Source organism: Allostreptomyces psammosilenae (assembly GCF_013407765.1).
GTDB lineage: Bacteria > Actinomycetota > Actinomycetes > Streptomycetales > Streptomycetaceae > Allostreptomyces > Allostreptomyces psammosilenae.
The window spans coordinates 3,081,837-3,105,177 of the sequence record NZ_JACBZD010000001.1 but is presented as its reverse complement, the minus strand read 5'-3'; the positions used below and the strand labels follow the sequence as shown (position 1 = coordinate 3,105,177).

Sequence of the window (23,341 nt, the reverse complement as noted above, 5' to 3'; positions counted from 1 at the left end):
CCGTTCGTACAGGTCAACGCACATACCGGGACAGCAGGACAGCCGGGACACCTCATGCCTGGGTGTCCTGGCCCTCGGCCCCGGGTGCGAAGTACGCGCCTGAAACGTCGCGCCGTAGTTGGCAGTCATCAGCCATGCGCGCGCAGGTCTTCCGTGCCAGACCGATTTCCAGGCCGGTGGAATCGGCGATGTCCTTGGGCCGGGCCCCGGGGTTGTCCCGCACGAAGCGGAGGATGACCGCCCGGGTGTCGCCGATGGTGTGGTCCAAGGCGGGCCCGTCAAGGAGTTGCCAGGCGCCCGAGGCCGGTTGGAACGCGAGGGCGTACTCGGCCTCATCGACGTCTCGGCCGGTGACGTGCAGAACGCCGTCGGCCTGCCCACGGGCACGCTTGAGGACCAAGGTGGCGTCCGCTGCTCCGGCCAGCCCGTTCGTCCCGGAGACCTCGGTGAGGAAGTCGTCCGAGCCTGCCTTGCGGACGTGGTGGACCAGGACGATGGCGATGCCGTAGTGGTCGGCCAGCCGCTTGGCGTGCCCGACCGCGGCGTAGTCCGCGTCATAGGCGGACGCGCCCGGAGGGGAGACGCCGCGCATCTTGGCGAAGACGTCGATGACCACCATCCGGGCGTCCGGGTGGCGCTCCAGCCAACTGGCGACCGCCTCGGCGCCCTGGGGGAACGGCGGACAGGCCGTCGCCAGCGTCAAGCCCTTGGGCGCCGGCTGGCCGCCGAGGAGCTTGCCCATGCGGGTTTGCAGACGCCGAGGGGTGTCTTCGAGCGCGAGGTACAGCACCGGTCCGCCCTCGACCGGAACGCTGTCGAACGCCTTGCCGCCGGCCGCCACGGCCAGCCCGAGGCCGAGGGACAGCCACGACTTGCCGACCTTGGGCGGTCCGGCCAGCAGGTTGACGCCCTCGGCGAGGATGCCCGGCACCGCCCACTTCGGCTCGGGGAACTCCGTGGCCATGAGTTCGTCAGCGGTCCACGCCGTGCGGGGCCGGACGGGCGGCGCGACTCCCTCGGCGGGCCCGGACGGGACCGGGCGCAGGTGCTCGGACAGGGGCGCGGCGGGGTGGGCGGTCACGCGGCGACCGTCCGGGGGCGCTTGGCTCCGGCGCTCAGGCCGGAGCGGATGGTGCGGGCGGCTTCCCGCTCCCCTTGGCCGACCTGTGCGGCGGCCTGTGCCAGCCGGGCGGTCACGTACGCCTCGGGAAGCTCCCCTCCGGCGACGAGCTGCCCGAGGGCCACCGAGGCGAGGTACAGGGCGTTGTTGTGGCCGTCGTCCGGAGAACTGGTGACCCGGTCGACTTCGGCCTTGACCGCGGCATCGAGGTAGGCGCCGTGCCGGTCGGTCGCCAGCGGGGCCACGACGGGCCGCTGCGGGGGCAGTGGGGCCGGCCGCAGCAGGGTGGCGAGCCAGTCGGGCAGCGGGGCCGGAGGAACGTCGTGCCACGTCGTGTACGGGCGGCCGTTGACAGTGCTTCCGGCGGCCACGACGTAGCCGCCGCCCGCCCGGGTGTCGACCTTCCACCCGAGCTTGCCGGCGGTGTTGCGCAGATTGAGACCGGCCGGGGCGGTGAAGTACAGGTGGAGTCCGCCGCGGCCGGTGCGCACCGTGTGGGTCTCGCTCGGGTAGGGCTGGCCGTGCCGTTCGCAGAGTGCGGCGAGGACGTCGGCGCCGCAGGTGACTCCGGCCTCGGCCCACTCGGGCGGGGCGGTGTCGCCGGGGTGCTTGGGGGTGTCCAGGTCGACCACGACCAGGCGGGAAGGGCCGGTCGCCAGGCCGATCCCGTACGGTCCCGCCTGCCAGCAGCGGGCGACCCGCTCCGGGTCGCTGGTGGCCCGCTGCTCCCACCCGAGGTGCCCGGCGGCACACGGCCCGGTGCGCAGGCAGCGGGCTTCGGCGTGCAGGGCGGGCCGCTTATCGTCGGGCGCGAGCGGGATGACGTGCCAGCCGCGTTCGGCGGCGGCGAGTGCCGCGACCAACTGCGGACGGTGCTTCGCAGGTGTCATGCTGGTGTTCTCCTGCTGTGGTTGTGATCGGGCAGGGGAACCCGGGGCGGCCGGCTGTCCTTGGCCGGGAGACGGCCGCCCCGGGGCGAAGTCAGACGGTGGCCGCGGCGCGGGCCCGGCGGGCGGCGCGTTCGAGCGCGGCGAGGACGCCCTCGGCGGTGCGGCCCTCGGCGTCGTTCCAGCCCTGGATGTGGACCTGTCCGAGTTCGGCGCGCAGGGTCGCCAGGATCGCGGCGTGGACCTCTTCCGTGGGCTCGATGAGGCAGGCGAGGGCGCCGAGGATGCACACCCCGTCCGAGCGCCGGTAGTTGCCCTGGATCCACCCGCGGGTGCGGATGGCGCTGGCCGTGGCGTCCAGGTAGCGCGCCACCTGAGCGTTGACGTGCGCCTCGTGGGCGGCGCGGCGCCGGGCGGGCGCCTCCACCACCGAGGCCAGCAGCCGCATCACCGCGGGGCGGCGCCGCTCGGCCGGGGCGGGGCCGGTGACGATCCCGGCCCGTTCGATGAGTTCGTCCACCGTCAGCGACGGCGCCACCGGCCGCGGCGTGGTGGCCTCGGTCGGCGCCGGGATGGTCGGGGTGTGGGCGCGGACGTGGGCTTCGATGTCCGCGAGGAACGCGGCCAGCTCCGCCGGGTCGAGCGCGGTCGGCCCGGCGGGCGTGAGGGTGGTCGGGTGGGTGGTCATGGCTGGGTGCTCCCTGCTGGGTCAGAGGGTGAGGTCGGACAGGGCGGTGATGAAGGCGGCGACGCCGCGGTTGATGGGCCCGGCCGCGCCGGTGGAGGCGAGGAAGAAGCCGAAGAGCATCGCGACGAACCCGGCCCCGGCCGGGAGGGCGCGGGCGCGGAGGAGGAAGAAGACGGCGACGCCGAGCACGAACACGGCGGAGAGGTTCAGGACCACGGCAGGACTCCTGTCGGTGTCGGCCCCGGTGACAGGGCTAGAACGGGGGTTGGGGAGGATGCGCACGGGCTTCCTTCGAGGCTCGGGGTTGGGCGGCGGGTCAGCGGTTGGCGTCGTGGTGGAGGCGGCGCCAGAGGTTCCACCAGTGGCGGCCGAGGCGGATGCGGGCGCCGGTGGCCTTGCAGCGGCGGCAGTCCTTGCCGCGCTTGGGCTTGCCGTGCCGGTCGTGGTGGAGGGCGAAGCCGAGTCCGTCGCACGTGCGGCAGGTCGCGAACGGGCTGACCGCACACAGAGCGGCGTAACTCAACGTGACCATCGTGAGGATGGCGCTAGCAGCGAGGATGGGGGTCACCAGGGGCCTCCCGGGCCGGTTCCAGAGTGTGCGAGGGAAAGGCCGCTAGCCACTAGCGACCTGATCATGTGCCATGTGGGGTGCTAGCGGTGGTGCTAGACCTAGCGGGGGTGGCCGCTAGGTCTAGCACCCGATCCCGGCTAGCCGGCGCTCCGGTTTCGGTCACGCTCCGCAACTGCGGCGGCGACCTTGGCGCGTTCGATGCCGCGCCGGTTGGCGCCCTTGCCCTCCTCGGTGGTGCCCCAGACCTGGACGGTGCCGATGCCGTACGGCTTGAGCGCGGCGGCCAGCTGCTCCGGCTCCCACCCGCCGTAGACGTCGGGCCGCAGCTCGGCCAGCAGGGCCACCACGGTCTCGGACCACACCTTGGCCTTGTCGGCGGGGACCACGGCGAGGATGTCGGCCAGCAGGTCGAAGGACGCGGCGGCTTCCTCCTGCGGGGCCCGCTCGCCGAGGGCATGGCCGGACAGGGTCCCGGCCGCCTCCCGCAGCGTGCGGGCCCGGAGCGAGATCACCTCGGCGGTGGGTGCGTCGACGTAGACGGACCGGACGATCCGGGCGTCCGCGCCCTCACCGACGAAGTAGTGGATGCCCTTGTCGTCCCACGCGAACATCGTGGCCCGGACGCCGCGCTTGTAGGCGGAGGTGCCCAGCACCATGTCGTTCTCCAACTGGCCCATGACCTTCAGGCAGAACCGGGTGGAGGCGTTCGCGCTGATGCCGGTGGGCAGGGACTTGGCGTCCGGACGCTGGGTGGCCAGCAGCAGCACGATGCCGGTGGCGGGCCCGCGCTTGACCAGGTCGGTGCAGATCTCCTCGAACTCCGCCCCGTACCTGGCATGCTCGAACCACACCTGACACTCGTCCACCCCGACCACGATCGGGTGCAGACCGAGGCTCTTCTTGCCGGCCAGCTCGGACGTCACCTTGGACTCCGGGCAGATGTCCCGCGGCAAGGACCGGATCACCTTGGCGCGGCGCCGCAGCTCCTCGCGCAGCGCCCGCATGTCGGCGATGGCGTACTCGATGTCCGCGTCGTCCTCACCGGCCCGGTGCCGGTGGGAGACGCGCTCCCCCACCGGGTCGAGGTCGCCGGTGCCCTTCAGGTCGTAGGTGTGCAGCTCGGCCCGCGGGTCCAACGCCGCGATGAGCAGCAGCAGGCGCAGGAGGAACGTTTTGCCCATGCGCGGGATCGCGCCGATGACCCCGGCGGTGTACATCAGCGTCAGCTCCACCCAGCGTCCGCGCTGGTCGGTGCCGAACGGGACCGGCCGGAACAGGTCCACCGCCCCCGACTTCGCCACCGGCCAGGCCGGCTGCTTGGCCTTGGACATGTCCTGGTCACCGACCCACAGCCGCAGGCGGCCGGGGTGCTCCTCCGGCACCGGCTCTGGCCACACGCACCCGAGCGGGCGGCGCAGGCCGGTGGCGAGGCGGTCGCGGCGGTCCATGACGTCGGCGACGGTGACGCCGAACGGCAGGTCGCCCTCGGCCATCCAACCGGGCCCGTCGCGGGTGATCGGGGCGGTGAAGGTGAAGCCGTCCCGCCCCTTGGCCATGGCCTGGTTGATCGCCGAGATCGACAGCGCGCCGAGGGCCCGCAGCACGATGTCGGACGTGAGCCGCTGCACCTTCGGGGTCTCCACCGCGCGGGAGACCACCGGGGCGTCCGCCGGGGCGCCGTACCGGCCGAGCGCCATCACCAGCACCGAGGCGGACACGACCTGAAGCCACCCCGGGGCCAGCACGTACAGGGCCAGGGCGGCGCCGAGCCCGACGAACAGCGACAGCACCATGACCAGCGTCCGCAGCCGGACCCGGGCGTCACGCTGGCGGGACAGCTTCAGGTACTCGCCGGCGTCTTCCCGGCGGACCGCGGCCAGCCGGACGGGCTCGCCCTCGGCGTCCGTGACCCAGCGGGCGGCGCCACCGAGGCACTTCGCCGCACCGGCCGGGGCCAACAGGGCGAGCCTGCCGGCGTACAGCGGGCAGCGCACGGCGTGGTAGCCGATGGTGTGGCCGTAGTAGGAGGTGACCCACTTCGACGCGGCGGCCAGCTCCGAGCGGGAGCGGGCCCACGCGGGGATGATCGCGCGGCGCCGCGCGCCCCGGGCACGGTCCAGGAAGCCCGGTCCGGCGGGGGCGGGGCCGTCGACCATCACCACCGCGTCCGGGTCGGCGTCCGCGGTGACGACGTCGGGGATGGCGGGGCGCTTGGTGAGGATGTCGACCACCTCGGCGCCCGGGCGCTCCGGCCGCGGGTCGGGGTGGTCGGGGGGTCGGTTGTCGGTCACGATGACGTTGCTCCTTCACCAGGGAGTGGCGGGGCCCGGCCGTTGCTGGCAGGCGTGGAACCGGGCCCCGCGTCGTGGAAGGGTGCTGGTCAGAACAGGGAAGGCTGATCGTCGGCTTCGAGCCGGAGCCGCTCCGCGGCGGCTTCCCGGGCCCGCTTGGCCGCGCGGTCGAAGCACCCGGGGCACCACGCCCGCAGACCCTCGGCCGGAACGGCCGCGGCTTCCGCCGGTGACAGGGCCGGGTCGGCGGGGGCGGCGATGAGGCGGACCGGCCCCCGACCCGCGCCATGGGCGGCCGGGCACCGCATCTCCGTCTTGGCGTGGTGCTGGCCGCACGCACCGGCGCACTCGCACCGGTACCCCGCGCGGACCATCACCGGCTCCCACGTCCGCGCGCCGACGACCGGCCGGGACAGGATCGGCGCGCTCACGAGTCACCCCCGGCGGAGGCCCCGGCGCCCTTCACCAGGTGCATGGGCCGCTTGACCCGAACCACGTAGCTGATCTGCTTGGCGCCCCACTCCGGGCTCATCCCGTGCGCACGGCCGATCTCCGCCGGGGACGGCTTCCCGCCCCGCGCGAGGATCGCCGCGGCTTCCTCCCGCGCGGCCTGCCGCTTCCGCTCCAGGTCGTCGCCCTGCCGGGCGGACCGCCGTGCGGTGTGCTTCGCGGCCGTACGGGCGGCCGGGTGAACCGTGCGCCCAGTGCCCGTACGGGGCGGGGGGATACGGACGCTGACCTGCTCCTTCACCCGGTCCGTGCTCGCCGCGTGTACGGCCTGCCGTACGGGTTCCCCGGCCGCGTCCGGGCCCGTGCGGGCGAGCAGTTCCCGCACCGGACGTGCGGTCCGTACGGCCTGCTCCACCACCGCCCGGATCGCTTCCGCCGACGACTCCGCCGCCTCCGCCGGAGCCACCACGGACAGCTCGGCGCCGTGCTTGGCGAGCGCCTCCACCGTCACGGGCTCGGGGCCGCTCTCGGCCGTGCGGCCGGCCACCAGCTCGGCGACCGCGCCGAGCGCCCTCTCCTGCTGGGCCAGCAGTTCGGCGGTCACCCCGGGGTCGGCCCCGTGGGTCGCCCGCCAGGCGAGCAGCCAGGCCGCGTCCTCGGTCAGGTGCATCCCCGCCCCGGTGCGGATCCGGTCCGCCGCCCGCGCCACCTTCCGGTGATGCCGACGACGCTGCCGGCGGAACCGCGCTTCCTCCCGGGTGGTCCGGGTCCCGGCGTGCTTGCGGCCGTGAACGTACAGCTCCCACGCGCCCACCCCGCCGAGCGAAGCGATCGCGTAGACCACGCCGAGCATCGGATCATCGAGCCAGCCGTGCCACAGGTTCAACCCGGCGGCGACCGAGGCGAACACCCACGTCATGAGCTGGTAGAGCCCGGCGGGCTTGCGCTCGGCGATCGCCCACGACGTCAACGCGGCCATCGACCACGTCAGCCCCTCCACCAGCACCGGCACCGCCCACGAACCGGCGGTCCCCATGCCGAGCGCGGCCATCGCGTGCTGCTGAGCCGGCCACGCGATGTACACCGACGCGGCGATCACCACCAGCACCGCCAGCAGGACCCGCCGCTCGGCCAGCACCCCGGCCAGCAGACGCAGCCGCGCGGCCCGCGCCGCGCGCCGCTCGGCCCGCTCACGGGCCCAGCGTTCCCGCGCCTTCTCCCGCGCGGCCTCGGCCCGCTCCCGCTCCGCGTCCCGGGCGGCAGCCTCGGCCTGCCGGATCCGCAGCTCACTCAACCGCTCGGCCTCACGAGCCGCCGCGCGCGCCTCCACGGCACGCGCCTTGTCGACGGCCACCCGCCCCTCATAGGTCGTCACATCCGAACTCACAGCGCCACCTCCCCCACGGGCTCGGCGGTGCGGCGGCGCAGGGACCACGGGTGACGGCGGGCGGCGCGTCCGGTGGCGTCCGGGGCGAGCAGCAGGGCGACCGCAACGGCCAGCGCCGTGCGGCCGATCGGACCGGGCTGGTAGCCGAGCAGCCAGGCCACCCCGGCCAGCATCAACGCGAACTGGAGACGACCGAGCGTCGTCAGCAGCCTGTGGACGGCGGTCACGCGGCCCACCTCCGCGGCGCAGTGAGCGTGCGGCCGGCGTGGGTGCGCTGGGCCCATCCCAGCAGGTCCGGCGCGTGTGCCGTGATCGCTTCCACCGCGACGCGGCTGACGCGGTCGGCGAGGTCGGGGTGGTCGGCGAGGATGTCGCGGGCGGCGTCCAGCCGCGCCGCGCGCTCCTCCTCCGTCTCCCCCTCCACTCCGAGCCAGAGTTCGAGCGGGGTGCCGAGGGAGAGTTCGAGGTAGTCGTCCTCGGTCATGGCCTGCCGGCCGTTGATGAAGTTCTTCACTGGGTGCTCCGTGATCGGGCAGGGGCCCGGGGGCGGCTGGCTGTCCTTGGCCGGGAGACAGCCGCACCCGGGCGGATGATGGGGGAAGCGGGTGACGGGCTCAGGCGAAGTGGCGTTCCGCCGCGTCCACCAGCGCCTCGACGGCGGCCTTGGCGGCGGCGCGGCGCTGGTCGAGGTCGGCGCGGTTGCGGGGGTTGCGCATGTCGTAGGTCGCCTGCACGGCCCGCTTCGCCGGGTCGCCCAGCGCGGGGGCGAGGATGCGCACCTGGGTGAGCGGCGCGCTTATCGCACCGCGGGTGCTGTGGGCGTCCCGACGGGCGGAGGCGGAGTCGCCACCGGAGAGCTTGGCGTCCCCGGCGCTGTACATGGCGGCGCGGTGGGCGTCGATCGCGGCGACCAGGTCGGCGACCGCCCGCATGGCGTCGCTGGTCTTCTGGTCCCGTCGGCCCTGCTTGGCGGTGCGGGCGGTGATGGCGCCGGCGGTGGCGGTGCCGGCAAGCGTGCCAGCGACGGCGATGATGCTGTCCCACATGGTCACGACAGAAGTCCCTCGGATGCAGTGATCGGGCAGGGTGATCCCGGGGTGCGGCTGGCTGTCCTTGGCCGGGGAGACAGCCGCACCCGGGGCGGTGCTTGGGATGAGCAGTTCAGTGAGGGCGGCGCGGGGCGCGGCGTCCACCGGCCGGCTTGGCGGCGTACATGGCCGTGTCGGCGGCCTTGAGAGCGTCCGTCAGGCAGGCCACCGGCAGGTCGGCGACGCGGCAGGCGCCGACCGTGGCGCTGGTCGCCAGCGCGGCGCCCTCGTACGGGACGGGCTCGGCCAGCGCGGCACGCAGCTCGTTGACGCGGTCCGCGGCGTTGCCGTGGTGGTCGATGAAGGCGACGGCGAACTCATCGCCACCCAACCGACCGACCACCCCGGCCTTGCCGCACCAGGCGGCCAGTCGTTCCGCAGCCCTGATCAGGACCGCGTCACCAGCAGCGTGGCCATGGGCGTCGTTGACGGCCTTGAAGTCGTTCAGATCCACCAGCAGCACCAGGGCGCGCTGGTCGGTGATGACCCGCTCGGCGCGGCGTGTCCACCCGTCGCGGGTGTGCAGGCCGGTGAGCGGGTCTCGGCGGGCGGCGGCGAGACGGCGGTGGAGCATCACGCCGTGTGCCGTCCACCCGGTCAGGGGTAAGGCCGCCGCCAGCAGCGGCCCCCATCCCTCGGGCATGGCGAACTCTCCCGTTCGGTGTGATCGGGCAGGGGAAGGTTCGGGTGGCCGGCTGTCCTTGGCCGGGAGACGGCCCATCCCGAATGGGTTCAGAACGTGGTGACCAGCAGCGCGCCGACCATCAACCACAGGTGGTGGAAGGACTGGTCAAGCGCGTAGGCACCGGTCCCGATGTGGTGGGCGCGCTCGCCGTGGGCGTCCACCGTGGTGGAACCGAGGGCGTAGAACTCGGCCTTGCCCAGCAGCGCGGCCAGCTTGGCGAGGGTGGTGCGGCGGTCCGCCCACCAGTGCGAGAGGGCGTCGACACCGAGGCCGATGACGACGCCCAGCACGGACAGATCCAGCCCCAGCACCGCAGCCGCCGGCAGCAGCGCGGCCAGCTTGGTCGCAGTCAAAGTGGCAACGTGCCGGGCGTCGGCCAGCCGCCCCACCCAACCGGCCGCACCCTTGGTGAGCGACTGGTGGGAGGTCTGAACCCAGTGGTCACCCACCGAGTGGGCGACCCATAAGACGACGAACACCGCGGCGAACGTGGCGGACATCGTGACTCCTTGCTTCGCGAAGTGATCGAGCAGGAACTGGGGCGGCCGGCTGTCCACTTGGCCGGGAGACGGCCACCCCAGGGCGGGCGAGAAGGTCCGGCGAGACTCAGAACGGCCTGTTGCCGCCCGGCTCCCGGATCGGCAGACCGTTCGGCGTCCGGTTCGGCTCCTCCGGCTCGTTGTCCGGCTGAACCGCCGTCATGGGCGGGGCGGCGGGGTTCACGGCCCTCACCGGCCCTGCCGGTCGACGGCGTCCAGACCGGCCCGAGCGGCTGCCTCGGAGACGCGGCGGCCGTTGGAGATCTCCTCCGCCCGCCGCCGGACCTCCTTGACGCTGCCGCGCCGTCCGCCGCTGGTCACGTCCAGCGCGGCCGTCGTGGCAAGCTCCCGGTCCGACGTACTCACGGAAGGCTGAGGCGGGGCCGAGGCCCCGGTGACGTTGGCTATCAGGGCACGCAGGCCCATACTGACCACAACCCTTCAGGGGGTTAGGGGCGCGCCCGGAGCTGCCAGGCGGAGGGCGCGCCCTTCTTGGTGTCTGCGATGCGGTGCGCCCTCCCGAGACGAGAGGTGCACCCGGTGCTCTTGGTCTCCTTCGGGAGCGTGCTCCCGTTTCAGGCAGATGGAGATGACCGAGGGTTGCCGCTCGGTCATGCCCTCCGGACTGACAAGGGGCCGGGACCCTCCCCCCGACCACCGCGGGGCTCCTGGTCGTGTAGTTCCGGAGCAGTCCAAGGAAGACCCTCCAGGTTGTCCGCGTTGCTGATGTTGTACCAACAACGCGGACAACCACGAGTCTGCACACGACCCTTGGGGTCGTCAACCGCATCGGCGTATGTTGTTGGTGCAAGTCGGCCAGGTCTGAGAAGGGGAGCGTGGTGGGCGAACAAACGCCTCGGTATCACCGGATTGCGGACGATTTGCGGGGGCAGATCGAGCGCGGCGAGCTCAAGCCCGGGGAGCAGCTTCCGACGGAATGGGTGCTGACCGAGCAGTACAGCGTCAGTCGGAACACGGTCCGTCTCGCGCTTCGGCGCCTCACTGAGGAACAGCTCATCGTCGCGGGTCAGGGCCGTGGAAGCTTCGTGCGGAAGCGGCTCCCTCGGGCGGTGTGGGACTGGTCCCAGCTCGAGTCACGCTCCAAGCACACGTCCGACGCTAAGGGCGACCAATGGGCCAGCATCGTGGCTGAAAGTGGACGCCAGCCACGCCAGGAAGTCACGGTTTCGATCCGCCGGCCGCCCGCCGAGGTCGCACAACAGCTCCAACTGGACCCCGAAACGGCCTTGACTGTGGTGCGGGAGCGCGTCCGGCTGGTGGACAACGAGCCCTATGCGCTCGCCGACTCCTACTTCCCCGAGGAACTGGTCAGGGGTACTCCGCTGATGCTCCCCGAGGACGTCTCGGCGCCCGGCGGTGTCCTGGCCAGCGTGGGCCTGATCCAGTCCCACTACCAGGACGAGATCACCGTGCGCATGCCAACTCGCGCCGAGACGGAAAGGCTCTCCCTGCCCACGGCAACGCCCGTGGCAGTACACCAGCGGACGGGTTACGACAGTGACGGTCGCCCGCTGCGCGTCATGATCACGATCCTCCCGGGGGATCGGCACGTCATTCGATACGACGTCCCAGCGGAGTGAATCAGTGATCGCCCCCCGCCGCCTAGAACCGTTGAAGGACCGGCCTGTGGTGCTTCACCGGGTCTGGTACGCGGCCTTCGGGTCCAACATGCACCTCGAACGGCTGACCTACTACCTAAAGGGAGGTAGGCCACCCGGTGGCACGCGGACCTATCCCGGCTGCCGCGACTCCAGCCCGCCCGAACGCGCGCTACCCGTCATGCTGCCGGGCACCCTGTACTTCGCCACCGAGTCCCCCGTGTGGACCGGCGGCCGCGCCTTCTACGATCCCGATGCCAGTGGCGAGATGCCGGCCCGCGCGTACCTGCTCACCCCCCGGCAGTTCGCGGACATCGCGGCTCAGGAGATGTACCGGGAGCCCGGGGAAGAACTGGACCTCAGCGAGGTTCTAGCCCACGGCCGGGCGCAGATGGGACCGGGGCGATACGAGACGCTGGTTTGTCCCGGCACCCTTGACGACCATCCCGTGCTGACCTTCACCGCGCCATGGGGAAGTTCCGACGTCGCCTGGAACGCGCCCTCAGCGGCCTACCTCCGGCACCTCGCGGCGGGCCTCATCAGCGCCCATGGGTGGAGCCCGCAGCAGGCTGCCGACTACCTCGCTGGGCGACCGGGCGCTGAAGGCGTGTGGCAGCCGACCGACGTCGCCCGGTTGGTGGCTGGCGTATAACCGCCTGGCGAGCGTCAATCTGGAGGACCCCCGCAAGCGCGGGGAGCATCGCACGCCCGGGGCATCCGTGACCTGCGGTCCGGACCATCCCCGCGTGCACGGGGACCACACGATCTCGCGCGTGAGTCCGGGGCCGGAGATGGGACCATCCCCGCGTGCGCGGGGACCACACGGCTGACGAACCACCGGCCCGGAGCACCTCCGGACCATCCCCGCGTGCGCGGGGACCACCCGCACGGTGGCCAGCATCTGCTCGCCGGTCAGGGACCATCCCCGCGTGCGCGGGGACCACTTTTGTGGTGGTTGCTCCCCCCGGCCTCTCCGGGGACCATCCCCGCGTGCGCGGGGACCACCCAACGTCGCGGTTCGCGACTGGACGCTATCCCGGACCATCCCCGCGTGCGCGGGGACCACGTACATCTCGCCCGCCGGGGCGGGCCGGCCGAGGGACCATCCCCGCGTGCGCGGGGACCACTTCGGCACCCAGGCCGAGGACCTCGCGGCGGCGGGACCATCCCCGCGTGCGCGGGGACCACCCGGCAACCCAGGCCGGGCGACGCAGCCCGGCCGGACCATCCCCGCGTGCGCGGGGACCACCGGGACGGGTCGCTGCCGTGCTGCGCCTCGAACGGACCATCCCCGCGTGCGCGGGGACCACTACTCCACCGACGCTGACCCCACCCCCCGCCCGGGACCATCCCCGCGTGCGCGGGGACCACTGTCTACCGGCAGGGCCCGACCCGGACTATCCGGGACCATCCCCGCGTGCGCGGGGACCACACTTTCCGACCTGGGACTTTATCCGGACCGGAGGCCGTTCTGCATCACTATCACCGATTCCGGCATACACCCCGAATCGGACAGAAAGCGTCAAGGGATACTCTCACCACCTCGGGTGAAGCAGCCTGTCCAGCCGAAGCCAAGAGCGGGGCTTGTGATCGTCAGGGGGTGTCTTCCCTGTCCTGCTGTCTCGGTGTCCTCGTGACCTGCACAAACAGGCGAGACAGCGCCATCTAGGGCTGTCCCGGCTGTCCCGCCCCCGTGTTCCAGCCTTCCTCCGGCGTCTGATCGCCCACTCCCGCTTCGGCCGCGTCCATCCGCTTGAAGCCCGCCCCGAGTGCACCAGGGAGCAGTGCAACACCACCATCGGGGTACGTTCCTAGGAACGATCCCCGCATGCCCCGCATGCGGAAGGCCGGTGCTGGACCGTACCGACGCAGCGGGCCGTGAGGGCTGAAACATTGGGGGGTGTCTTCCCTGTCCTGCTGTCTCGGTGTCCTCGTGACCTGCACAAACAGGCGAGACAGCGCCATCTAGGGCTGTCCCGGCTGTCTCGCCCCGGTGTTCCAGCCCTCCCTACAGGCGTCCGACCGCCCACCGTCTCAGTTTCCGTCTCGTTCATTCCCGTTCGGGACCGTCCACCGGCGTACGTGCGCTGCCCTCTTCTCCGGCTGAACAGGCTCAGCAGCAGGTCATCCGAAGGGGCGCCATGGGTGGATCGCAGGTAATCAGACTTGGAAAGCGTGTTGGGGGCAACCCCTCACGAGTTCGAATCTCGTATCCTCCGCACCCTGCCTGACCAGGGCAGACAAGGGCCCCGACCGGCACGCCGGTCGGGGCCCTTGTCGTCTCGTGGTTGCAGTTGTGGTCGCAGTTGACCGGATCAGCCCCCTGTCGCCCGTCGGGCTGGGTCCCGAGTAGGCCACCGACCTTGTCCTCGGTGCCCATGAGGACCTGGCCGGTGAGGTACTGGCATCGGCGTGTCCTCGTGGACTGCCGGGCTTCCAACCATGACCTCGTCGACCCCCACGTCGCGGATGCCGAGGACCCAGCAGAACGGTCGTGGCGGTACGAGCGTCACACAGGCGGCTCAGGGCGTTGAGCCAGCCGACTAGGATTCGTACCCCTCATAGCCAGCGCGAAGACACGAGGGCAGACATGGGCGGTGTGTGGCTCACGGGCCAGCAGGTCGTGGAGTCCATGAGCGAGTTTTTGGGCTTCAAGCTGGGACTGAACGTGTCCGCGGAAGATCTCGCGCGAGCGGCAAGCGCCCATGGAGCGTCTGAAGCATGGCCGGATGACATGGAGGCCATGTATCGCTACCGATCCGAAGCCCTCGAGTACCTTGCTTTGACGCTGCTGGCCGCGTTCGGTGACCCGGATGCCGTCGGCGTACGAGACTCGCCTCCGGCCATCGCTCCCCTCGTGAGGGAGTTCTCGGAGTTCCCCGCTCTGGAGGAGGTGCTCGACCACGTCTTGCAAGGTCTTAAGGGCCTTCCTCTGAACGACCGGGGGGACAGTCTCGATCCAAGACCACTCCTACGAGAGGTGTCGCAGCGTTGGGGGGCGGAGGGCGCCTTGGTGGCTGTACGTCTCATGGGAACGATCAATGCGCGTGTCACGTCCAGCCTCTGGTCTCGGGTTCGGCGGACGCAGCACGACTCCATGCTCGATCTGCGTGATCTGTTCGCCTCAGAGTCCCTGCCTCTCCCCCTAGGTATCTTCTTCGACCAGCGGTTCATCGACTACCTCGACGCCAACATCGGGGACTTGCCCCGCATGCATTGGCGACAGTTCGAAGGACTCGTTGCAGAGAGGCTGCGCCGGGAAGGCATGAAAGTAGAACTGGGCCCTGGCCGCGCTGACGACGGCGTAGACGTGCGAGCTTGGGATCCCAGCGCGCCCACGGATGCTCCAGCGGTGCTACTGGTCCAGTGCAAGCGGACCACCCAGAAGGTAGACCGCGTAGTGGTCAAGGCTCTGGCTGCGGACGTGATGTTCGAAGGGGCACGGCGCGGGATGGTGGCCACCACTTCAGCCTGGTCACCCGGTGCACGAGCCACGGTGGAAGCACGAAGCTACCCCCTGGAGGAAGCCAACAAGGCCACGCTGGCCGAGTGGCTTGCTCAGATGCGGACCCCCGGCACAGGTCTTTGGCTGCCAGGCGGGAGCTGACAGCTCCACCCGGGGCAGCCCGTAGGGCCCGCTCATAGTGAGTCGGGCCCTACGCTACTGGTTGCTCAAGACCGCGGGGACGATACTTCGTCGCTGGGCCACAGCAGCCCACCAACCTTGTCGGCGGTGTCCTTCAGGACGCGACCGGTCAAGTGCTGGTAGCGGCGGCGCATGCGGGCGGAATTACCAGGTTCCCAGCCCATGATGGCGTCGGCGATCGCGTCGGGAACGCCGAGGATCAGCAGGACAGTGGCCGCGGTGTGGCGGGCGTCGTGGAGGCGGCCGTCGCGGACGTTCGCGGCCTTCAGTAGGTCCTTCCACCTGTGGTAGTCGGTGTTCGGGTTCAGTGGTTCGCCTGTCGGCGAGGTGAAGACGTACCCCTTCTCGGTCCACAGGTCGCGGGCAAGAACGCGCTCGCGGTCCTGCTCGGCCTTGTGCCGGCGCAAGAGCTTCAGGAGCTCCTCCGGGACGCCGATGGGGCGCCTGCCTGCTCGGGACTTGGTGTCCTTCGTCTCTCGCCGGACGCTGACCTTCTTCGGGCAGTACCCCGGCTTGCGTCCGCAGGTGTCGCCGCAGCCGTGCTGGTAGCGGGGCCGCAGGCGACCGCGCCGCACGCGGATCACACCGGCCTCGAAGTCGACATCACTCCACTGCAGGCCAAGGACCTCGCCTTGCCGCAGGCCAAGCGCCAGGGCGATCACCCACCGTGCGGTGTTGCGGTGCTTCTCGGCTTCGAGCAGGAGGCGTTGGACCTCCTCGACCGAGTACGGCTCGACCTCCTCCTCTTCGAGCCGCGGCGCCTTGGCGATCGTCGCCGGGTTCACGGTGAGGTGGCGACGGCGAACCGCTTCATTCAAGGCGGCCCGAACCGTGCGGTGCGCCTGATGGGCCGTACCGGCGGCGCTACCGTTGTCCTGCATCTTCTTGTAGAAGCGCTCCAGGTGCTCCGGCTCCAGTTTCTCCAGGCGGTGGGCACCAAGGCCGGGAATGAGGTGGTGGTAGGTAGCGACGCGGTAGCCGTCGATGGTGTTCTCGGAGACATGGAGGGTGGCGATGTTCTCCACCCAGTGGGTGAGCCATGTCTTGACCGTCCACGTCTGGCCGGCCTTGCGTACGGTGCCTGAGTCTCGCTGGCGCTCCAGCTCGCGGACCGCCTTCGTGACCTCCGCCCGCGTCTTGCGGCCGACGTGGCGGCGATCGGGACTGCCGTCGTCCTTCGTCCCGACGGTCACGTAGCCATGCCAGCGCCCGTCGTTGCCCTGGAAGATCGATGAGGCCCCGTTGGGCTGGCGGGAGCCTTGGGTCTTCTTCTTCCCCATGCCGAGCCCTCTCTCAGGCCGCGAAGGTGAGGTCGGCTTCGCGCAGGCGCCCGGCGATGAATGCGTCGAGGGCCTCGACTGGGACGCGGCGCAGACGACCGATCTTCACCGACGGGATCTTCCCGGAGGAAAGGAGGTCGTACATCGTGGTGCGCCCGATGCCCAGTCGGCGGGCGGCCTCTTCGACTGTGAGGACGACGAGAGTGGGATCACCGAACGATATGTCCCGCTTGACGCTTGGGACCGGCGCGGCAGATTGATGCTGCTTCGGAGGCAAGGAAGTCCTATCCCGGTGGCGTTGTGGGCTACGTGCCACCGTGTCGTCTGTTCAGGGATGGGCGGATGTGTGTGGGGTGGGGCCGCGTGGTGGCCCTCGGCGTTCGTAGCGCCGGGGGACTACGGCCTAGGTGTAGACGTCCGCCCAGAGCGGCCTGCCTGGGGCCGTCAGGGGGCGGTGCGGGGCGCGGAGGGGGTGGATGGGCCTCTCAGCGTCGAGTGCGCACGGCGGTACCGCCTACTCCTGTGAGGGGTCGGTACCGGCTTCCTTTCTGAGGGGGTCCCAGGGGGAGTTGGGGGCGGGGTAGAAGGGGGGCTCCTCCTCCAGGTCGACTCCGAGGCGTTCGGCGATGGCCCGGTATTCGCGCTCGGCTTCTTCGAGGCGGGCCTTCGCCGCCTGCTCGATGTCGTGCGCGGTTCTCCACTCCTGCTCGGCGGCCTCGACGCGGAAGGCGGCCTCCTGGAGTTCGAACTCGGGCTCCCCCTCTCCGGCGACGGCCTCGGTCATGAAGTTGAACAGCGGCACGTTGAGCGCCTTGGCCAGGGCGATGACCTCGTCGTACCGGATGGGCCGAGCGCCCCGTTCGATCTTCGCGACCTGGGTCTGGTGGAACTTGTGGCCGAGGCGGGTCATGCGTTCGGCGACGTCCTCCTGTGAGAGGCGAGCCGCCTTCCGGACGATGCGGAGGTTGTGCGCGACCAGGGCCTCGCCGCTGAGCCGCCCCCTATGAGTCGTCATGCGGTTGATCGTACCAACCTCCCCTCGGTTGACTTGGGTGATCAACGTCCGCTTCAATAGACCATGCCAGACTGATGACGTCAACCCAACAGAGACTGAAGCTCGGTCGGGCGCACACAGTACCCCCAAGGACGCAGCAAAGCCCTGCCGCGCCCGCGACCGAACAATGCCCCGAACACAGAAGACCCCCGGCGCTACGAACACCGGGGGTCAAACGGAAACCTCGAACCGCCCATCCCTGGAACAGTCGACAACGGCGGAGCCGGGTAGCCCCCCGGAACCGCCGCGTGAGGAATCTCCATGCACGAGACTACGCCCACCACACCCACCCACGCAGCAAGCGCTGCCGACTGGCCCCCCGTAGCCATCCCGGGCCAGCCAGGGCGCCATCTCCAGCACGCCACGGCACCGGCGCGGTCCACAGCCTGTGGACAGGACGCGACTGGCAGGACCGCGCTCCACGGGCCAACCGACTTCGATGCGATGCCCGACGCGCCCGCGACCGACGGCGCCGCCCTCCTCGGCCACCTGAAGGCGCTGATCGCGAAGTTCGTGATCATGCCCTCCGAGGAGGCCCTGGACGCCACGACGCTGTGGGTCGCCGCGACCCATCTCCAGCCCTCCTGGCAGCACGCTCCGCGCCTGGCGGTGGTCGGGCCCGCGAAGAGGTGCGGGAAGTCCCGCCTGCTCGACGTGCTGACCGAAACCGTCCACAGGCCGGTGATCACGGTGAACTCCACCCCGGCCGCGGTCTTCCGCTCGATCACGGAGGAGCCTCCCACTCTGCTGGTGGACGAGGCGGACGCCATCTTCGGCACCCCGAAGATGGCCGAGAAGAACGAGGAGATGCGGGGCCTGCTCAACGCCGGGCACCAGCGCGGACGCTACGTGCTGCGCGTGGTCGGCAACGACCACACGCCCCACCAGTTCCACACCTTCGCCATGGCGGCCATCGCCGGCATCGGCGACCTCCCCGACACGATCATGGACCGCTCGGTCGTGATCCGCATGCGCCGCCGAGCCGAGGGTGAACGGGTCTCACCGTTCCGCACCAAGCGGGACAGCCCCGCCCTGCACGAGATCCGCGACCGCCTCGGCCGGTGGAGCAAGCCCCTCGCCCAGCAGGCCCTCCGCCTGGAACCGGAGATGCCGGTCGAGGACCGCGCCGCCGACACCTGGGAGCCCCTCGTGATCACGGCCGACCTCGCGGGCGGCCCATGGCCCCGGCTGGCCCGCCAGGCATGCGCCCGCATGGTCGCCTCCGAGGTCCAGACCGAGGACGACAACCCCAGCGGCGCCAGGATCCTCGCCGACATCCGCCGCATCTTCCACGCCAAGGGTGACGTCGAGAGCCTGAGCACCGACGAGATTCTGTTCGCCCTCAACAGCGACCCCGAGGCCCCATGGGCCGAGCACGGACGCAGCGGCCTGACCCCGCGCGGGCTCGGCGCGATGCTCCGCGACTACGGCATCACCTCGGCCAACGTCCGGATCGCCGACGGCACCCAGCGCAAGGGCTACACAAGGAACAAGTTCACTGACGCCTGGCGCCGCTACTGCCCCACGGTCCACCCCCTCGACAACACGGGTGACCAGCCAGAGCTGACCGTCTCTCCCCGGTTGCCGTACCCACCGTCCCAGCCGTAACACCGCAGGCCACGCCCCCTGCAATCAAGACCGCAGCCGCAGTCCAAGACGGAACGCCCCGGACGCGCGCCCTCCCTGCCGCCGGACAGACAACCGCCCTGGCGGCAGGGCCGGGCGCGGGACGACAACCCCATCCGTCTTGTCCCGTCCTTGCCGTCCCAGCCGTATCACCGCAGGTCACAGCGCCTCCTGCCACGACGGCACGCCGGCCCAAGACGGCGAACAACCGCCCGACGAGACGGCACCACCCTCATCCAGCACGGAACAGGCGGACCGCGACCGCCCTTGCCGTGACCGCTCCGACCAGCGGTTTCAACGGCCAAGACGGCAAAGACGGATCACGCGGACAGCCCCACCACCCCGTGGAGAACACCACCCCCATGCCTCACACCAGCCCCACTCCTCAGCCACCCGGTGCCCGCGCCAGCGGATGGGACCGCCTCGCGATCACCCTGCTCGGCATGGCCGGCTTCGCCCTGTCCTACGACGCCCTGCGCCACATGGCCATCGCCATCCACATCCGAGAACCCCTCACCTACGCCTTCCCCCTCGTCGTCGACGGCTTCATCGCCTACGGCGTCCGTGCGCTCCTCGTCCTGCGCGGAGCACCCTTCACCGCCCGCGCCTACACCTGGACCCTCTTCGCCGCCGCCACAGCCGCCAGTGTCTGGGCCAACGCGCTCCACGCCGTCCGCCTGAACCAGCTCGCCGCCTCGAGTACCGGCCTCTACCTGAGCGACCAGGTCGTCGGCTTCCTCTCCACCCTCGCCCCGCTCGCCCTCGGCGGAGCCGTCCACCTCTTCACCCTCATCACCCGTCACGCCACCACCACCTCCGCCGCGCTTCGGTCGGACGCCGGTCGCCCGCACGAAATACCCGCCGACCGGACCAAGCAGGGATCCGGCACCACACCGAAATCCGAAGCAGGAAACGCCTCCAAGGCAAGCGATACGCCGCCGATGAACCCGACGCGGGGAGCCCGGTGGGCCAACCCGCCGGAATCCACCGAGACGGTCCGGCACGACGCGGACCACGCCCCCGACGGCCAATCCGCCAGGGGCGATCACCCAGGTCACAGCGATGACCGGCATTCCGGTGAGGTTCCGGTCACCCGCCCGGTGGGCCGCCCTCCAGGCGCCTCCCTGGACGAACTCCTGGCCATCGGCCACAAGGCGACGACCGATTCCGGACGCCTCAGCCGGTCCGTGGTCGCCGACGCGATCCGCGCCGAAGGCATCTCCCTCTCCAGTGACCGCCTCACCCTCGTCATGAGGCGCCTGCGCGAGGAAACGGACACCCCTCTCACCCAGACCTGACGATCCGGCGGCGGCGCATCCGATCGGACGCGCCGCCGCCTCCCCCTACACCCGGACCCACGGCACCGCCAAGCTCCGCCGGCGCCCGCACACTCGTGCCTCCAGCCCCAGCCCACCGGCGCGCCGGAGGACACGACGATGAACAGCAGCCACCCCGCCGACACCGACCGCACTCACCCGCCGGAAGCCGAACCGCTCCCGCACTCCGGGGTGAAGGCACGCCTGAGTCGGGCGTTCGGCAGGGCAGCCAGCTTTACCCGGAGTCCGACTCGGGGCCGGTCTCTGGGTGCCCCCGCCCCAGGGGTGGCGGGGGCGGCCCAGCGCCAGGGGGCGCCGGGCCAGGAGGTCGAGGCCGAGGGCGGCCTCGACCAGCACGAACTGCACGCCGTCCAAGCCGCCCTGCTCGCCCCCGTTCGCCAGCCGGCGACCGCGCCAGGAGCGGGCATCCAGACGGGCGGCAACGACCGCGGTGAGCCGCCGGTCCCGCCGGAGGAGTTCGTCCACCAGGGCGTGGCGGCGAACGACGTGCCGGCCCTCCCGGCCGACAGCCCGACCAGCGTCCCGTTGACCGCGTTGCGCATCCGCCGTTGGAACGGGGAGAAGCGCTCTGAGCGGATCACCGGCCGCTACACCGCACGCGAACGCGCTGAGTTGGAAGAGGCCGCCGCGAGCCACGGCTACGAGGGCAGCGTCTCCGGGTTCATCGCCGACATCGCCCTCGCCTTCACGGCCGGGCTGTTCACCGTCACGCTCCCGCTGAGCAACGAGCGGCGCGCCCTCCAGGAGTTCCGCGCCCAGGTCCTGCGCGCCCTGAACCGCATCGGCAACAACGTCAACCAGATCGCCCGCGCCCACAACATGGGCGACCACCCCACCCACACCCAAGCGGTCCTCGAAGACCTCCGGCGCCTCCTTGAGGACATCGCCGAGGCCCTGTGCCACCCCACCGAACGGGAGGGGTGAGCGGACGTGGTCCCCAACATCGGCACCGGTTCGAACACCCGCGGACTGCTCGCCTACCTCTACGGACCCGGCCGCCGCGACGAGCACATCGACCCACACATCGTCGGCGCCTGGGCCACCCTCGGCCTGCCCGACCCCGGCCGCGACGAGAACGCCACCCTCACCGCACTCGCCCGCTACCTCGACCAGCCCGTCAACCTGCGCGCCCGCGAGATCGGCAGGCCCGTCCCCAAGCACGTCTGGCACTGCTCCGTCCGCACCGCCCCCGAAGACCGCTACCTCTCCGACGCGGAATGGGGCGAGATCGCCCGCCGCATCGTCCACGCCACCGGGATCGCCCCCGACGGCGACGACCAGGGATGCCGCTGGATCGCGGTGCGCCACGCCGACGACCACATCCACATCCTCGCCACCACCGTCCGCGAGGACGGCCGCCGCCCCAAACGCCACAACGACGCTCTCCACGCCCAGGCCGAATGCCGCAAGATCGAAAAGGAACTCGGCCTACGCCGCCTCAAGTCGGGCGACGGCACCGCCGGCAAGCGCCCCACCCAGGCCGAGAGGTCCAAGGCCCACCGCGAAGGCTGGGCGGAACCGTCGCGCGAATGGCTGCGGAACCGCGTCCGCGAAGCCATTCCCCACTCCGCCACTGTGGAAGAACTCCTCGCTTACCTCCAAGCCGCCGGCGTCCAGGTCAAGATCCGCACCGGCCCCTCCGGCGACGCGCTCGGCTACTCGCTCGGCCGCCCCGGCGACCTCACCAAGGACGGCGAACAGGTCTGGTACCCCGGCGGCAAACTCGCCCCCGACCTCTCCCTGCCCCAGCTCCGCGCCCGCCTCACCACGGCCCCACCCCCCGCAGAACACCCCACCGCCCGACGCAACCGCCCGGACACCCCCTGGCAGCAGGCCACCGACGCCCTCGACGCCTTCCCCACCGCCCTCACCGGCGGCGACGACACCCAGGCCCAAGCCCACATCACCGCGCTCGGCGAACTCATCGACGCCACCACCCACGCCGCCCCCGACCACCTACGAGCAGACCTGCGTACCGCGGCACGCGCCTTCGCACGCGCCACCCGCTCACGCGTCCGCGCCGACCACACCAGCGCCGCCACCCTCCGAACAGCCGCCCGCAGCCTCGCCCACCTCACAACCAGCGGGAAGGACGGCACCGCCGCATCCGTCCTGCTCGCCGCCATCATCTGGGCCGCCATCCTCACCGCCCGCTGGCACGAAGCACGCGGGCACGCCCAGCAGACCGCCGCCGCCCGACAGAGCCTCCACCACCTACAAGCCGCCTACGACCAGGCCATCGCGCACCCCCTGGCCAAGCTCTCGGAGCGCCAACCCGCGTCCAGCATCCAACAAGCCCTGGCGCACGACGTACGCGCCGCCATCCCGGACCACGCGGACCGAATCCTCACCGACCCCCACTGGCCCGCCCTGGCAACCGTCCTCACCGACGCCGAAGCCGGCGGCCACCCACCCCGCCACCTCCTCCAAGAGGCCGCCGAGCAACGCGAGCTCCACACCGCCCACTCCCCCGCCCGCGTCCTCCTCAGCCGCATCCAGCACACCGCCCGCAACCCCGCACCCAACCCACGAGCCGAAGCCGCCCGCCGCCGCACCACCGTCACCACGCACCAGCGATCCATCCCGGCCAATATCCCGGGACCGGTTTCACCTACTCCTCCAGCGGCGATGGACGTTTCCCGAGCGCAGCGCCGCTGACTGCCCTGGTGCCAGATCTCTACATAGAACGAGTAGGCGGTAGGCGCGCCCCAAAAGCGCGCCTGTCACCCGATGCACGCTGGGGGGACGAGCCGATTCCACAGCCTTCTGCCAGGACTAGGCGGGTCCTCGCCGCTACTCGGCGTCCCGGACCTGCTCGTCAGTGGTGACGACCAGTGACTGGCCTCGAGCACGGCGACGCCACCGCGTCCACACCCGGCCTCCCACCGCCACCACAGCCACGGCTGCCAGCGAGCCCAGCGCTTCAGAAACCACACCTTCGCCTATCACCGTCCAGGACAGGTCCACCACGTCAACTCCTCGCGATCGTTCAGCGCGTTCTCGATACAGCCTGCGACGCCCAGGGGCCATGGGGACGCTGATGGACGGCCGATGGCATCGTCGGACAATATTG

At 71.3% G+C, this 23,341-nt stretch carries 23 protein-coding genes and 1 CRISPR repeat array; of the genes, 7 read left to right on the top strand and 16 right to left on the bottom strand.

Annotation, left to right across the window (positions count from 1 at the left end):
* Window positions 1-52 precede the first annotated feature (52 nt).
* The 13 genes from FHU37_RS12670 to FHU37_RS12610 all read right to left on the bottom strand — a co-directional run bounded on the left by FHU37_RS12670 (window position 53) and on the right by FHU37_RS12610 (window position 10,072).
* On the bottom strand, window positions 53-1,081 hold the full coding sequence (locus tag FHU37_RS12670) for an AAA family ATPase (RefSeq protein WP_312892579.1): 1,029 nt from the start codon (window positions 1,079-1,081) through the stop codon (window positions 53-55).
* Window positions 1,078-2,010, bottom strand: a complete 933-nt coding sequence (locus FHU37_RS12665; RefSeq protein WP_179814293.1) for a bifunctional DNA primase/polymerase — start codon at window positions 2,008-2,010, stop codon at window positions 1,078-1,080. The genes FHU37_RS12670 and FHU37_RS12665 overlap by 4 nt, the downstream gene beginning before the upstream one ends.
* 91 nt (window positions 2,011-2,101) lie before the next feature.
* Window positions 2,102-2,695 (bottom strand): DUF6197 family protein, encoded by a 594-nt coding sequence (locus FHU37_RS12660; RefSeq protein ID WP_179814292.1) that lies wholly within the window; start codon window positions 2,693-2,695, stop codon window positions 2,102-2,104.
* Window positions 2,696-2,716: 21 nt separating this feature from the next.
* Window positions 2,717-2,911, bottom strand: a complete 195-nt coding sequence (locus FHU37_RS12655; protein ID WP_179814291.1) for a hypothetical protein — start codon at window positions 2,909-2,911, stop codon at window positions 2,717-2,719.
* A gap of 100 nt (window positions 2,912-3,011) precedes the next feature.
* A complete protein-coding gene (locus FHU37_RS12650; RefSeq protein WP_218904018.1) occupies window positions 3,012-3,227 on the bottom strand; it encodes a hypothetical protein in 216 nt (71 codons plus the stop codon).
* Between the two features lie 176 nt (window positions 3,228-3,403).
* On the bottom strand, window positions 3,404-5,557 hold the full coding sequence (locus FHU37_RS12645) for a cell division protein FtsK (protein WP_376773933.1): 2,154 nt from the start codon (window positions 5,555-5,557) through the stop codon (window positions 3,404-3,406).
* Between the two features lie 427 nt (window positions 5,558-5,984).
* Window positions 5,985-7,394: a DUF2637 domain-containing protein gene (locus FHU37_RS12640; protein WP_179814289.1), complete on the bottom strand. Its 1,410-nt coding sequence runs from the start codon at window positions 7,392-7,394 to the stop codon at window positions 5,985-5,987.
* On the bottom strand, window positions 7,391-7,621 hold the full coding sequence (locus FHU37_RS12635; protein WP_179814288.1) for a hypothetical protein: 231 nt from the start codon (window positions 7,619-7,621) through the stop codon (window positions 7,391-7,393). Before FHU37_RS12635 ends, FHU37_RS12640 begins: the two co-directional genes overlap by 4 nt.
* Entirely contained in the window at window positions 7,618-7,908 is a 291-nt protein-coding gene (locus FHU37_RS12630) for a hypothetical protein (protein WP_179814287.1), read from the bottom strand. The genes FHU37_RS12635 and FHU37_RS12630 overlap by 4 nt, the downstream gene beginning before the upstream one ends.
* A 100-nt stretch (window positions 7,909-8,008) precedes the next feature.
* Complete coding sequence (kilB, locus tag FHU37_RS12625) at window positions 8,009-8,440, bottom strand: plasmid transfer protein KilB (protein ID WP_512699026.1); 432 nt, start codon at window positions 8,438-8,440, stop codon at window positions 8,009-8,011.
* Between the two features lie 115 nt (window positions 8,441-8,555).
* Window positions 8,556-9,125 (bottom strand): GGDEF domain-containing protein, encoded by a 570-nt coding sequence (locus FHU37_RS12620; RefSeq protein WP_179814285.1) that lies wholly within the window; start codon window positions 9,123-9,125, stop codon window positions 8,556-8,558.
* Between the two features lie 89 nt (window positions 9,126-9,214).
* The gene (locus tag FHU37_RS12615; RefSeq protein WP_179814284.1) at window positions 9,215-9,667 is read right to left on the bottom strand and encodes a transcriptional regulator; all 453 of its coding nucleotides are present in this window, start codon (window positions 9,665-9,667) and stop codon (window positions 9,215-9,217) included.
* Window positions 9,668-9,895: 228 nt separating this feature from the next.
* Window positions 9,896-10,072: a hypothetical protein gene (locus FHU37_RS12610; RefSeq protein WP_179814283.1), complete on the bottom strand. Its 177-nt coding sequence runs from the start codon at window positions 10,070-10,072 to the stop codon at window positions 9,896-9,898.
* Window positions 10,073-10,542: 470 nt separating this feature from the next.
* Here FHU37_RS12610 and FHU37_RS12605 point away from each other — a divergent pair, with 470 nt between their 5' ends.
* From FHU37_RS12605 to FHU37_RS12595, 3 genes are all read left to right on the top strand, one after another.
* On the top strand, window positions 10,543-11,307 hold the full coding sequence (locus FHU37_RS12605) for a GntR family transcriptional regulator (RefSeq protein WP_179814282.1): 765 nt from the start codon (window positions 10,543-10,545) through the stop codon (window positions 11,305-11,307).
* A gap of 4 nt (window positions 11,308-11,311) precedes the next feature.
* Window positions 11,312-11,977, top strand: coding sequence for a histone deacetylase (locus tag FHU37_RS12600; RefSeq protein WP_376773932.1), 666 nt, complete (start codon window positions 11,312-11,314; stop codon window positions 11,975-11,977).
* A gap of 81 nt (window positions 11,978-12,058) precedes the next feature.
* Window positions 12,059-12,757: direct repeats of the CRISPR family, unit length 28 nt; unit sequence GGACCATCCCCGCGTGCGCGGGGACCAC.
* Window positions 12,758-13,957: 1,200 nt separating this feature from the next.
* The gene (locus tag FHU37_RS12595; protein WP_179814281.1) at window positions 13,958-14,932 is read left to right on the top strand and encodes a restriction endonuclease; all 975 of its coding nucleotides are present in this window, start codon (window positions 13,958-13,960) and stop codon (window positions 14,930-14,932) included.
* 65 nt (window positions 14,933-14,997) lie between these two features.
* On the opposite strand, the gene FHU37_RS12590 is transcribed toward FHU37_RS12595, so the two are convergent.
* The 3 genes from FHU37_RS12590 to FHU37_RS12580 all read right to left on the bottom strand — a co-directional run bounded on the left by FHU37_RS12590 (window position 14,998) and on the right by FHU37_RS12580 (window position 17,266).
* Window positions 14,998-16,251 carry a tyrosine-type recombinase/integrase gene (locus tag FHU37_RS12590; RefSeq protein WP_179814280.1) on the bottom strand — a complete coding sequence of 418 codons (1,254 nt, stop codon included), beginning with the start codon at window positions 16,249-16,251 and terminating at the stop codon, window positions 14,998-15,000.
* Window positions 16,252-16,264: 13 nt separating this feature from the next.
* A complete protein-coding gene (locus tag FHU37_RS12585; RefSeq protein WP_179814279.1) occupies window positions 16,265-16,528 on the bottom strand; it encodes a helix-turn-helix domain-containing protein in 264 nt (87 codons plus the stop codon).
* A 237-nt stretch (window positions 16,529-16,765) separates the two neighbouring features.
* Window positions 16,766-17,266, bottom strand: a complete 501-nt coding sequence (locus tag FHU37_RS12580; protein WP_179814278.1) for a helix-turn-helix domain-containing protein — start codon at window positions 17,264-17,266, stop codon at window positions 16,766-16,768.
* 300 nt (window positions 17,267-17,566) lie between these two features.
* On the opposite strand from FHU37_RS12580, the gene FHU37_RS12575 reads away from it, so the two are divergent.
* The 4 genes from FHU37_RS12575 to FHU37_RS12560 all read left to right on the top strand — a co-directional run bounded on the left by FHU37_RS12575 (window position 17,567) and on the right by FHU37_RS12560 (window position 22,926).
* Window positions 17,567-18,913: a DUF3631 domain-containing protein gene (locus FHU37_RS12575; RefSeq protein ID WP_179814277.1), complete on the top strand. Its 1,347-nt coding sequence runs from the start codon at window positions 17,567-17,569 to the stop codon at window positions 18,911-18,913.
* Between the two features lie 380 nt (window positions 18,914-19,293).
* Window positions 19,294-20,229, top strand: coding sequence for a DUF2637 domain-containing protein (locus FHU37_RS12570; protein ID WP_179814276.1), 936 nt, complete (start codon window positions 19,294-19,296; stop codon window positions 20,227-20,229).
* Between the two features lie 303 nt (window positions 20,230-20,532).
* On the top strand, window positions 20,533-21,192 hold the full coding sequence (locus tag FHU37_RS12565) for a MobC family plasmid mobilization relaxosome protein (RefSeq protein WP_179814275.1): 660 nt from the start codon (window positions 20,533-20,535) through the stop codon (window positions 21,190-21,192).
* A 6-nt stretch (window positions 21,193-21,198) separates the two neighbouring features.
* Window positions 21,199-22,926, top strand: a complete 1,728-nt coding sequence (locus FHU37_RS12560) for a relaxase/mobilization nuclease domain-containing protein (RefSeq protein WP_179814274.1) — start codon at window positions 21,199-21,201, stop codon at window positions 22,924-22,926.
* Window positions 22,927-23,341 lie beyond the last annotated feature (415 nt).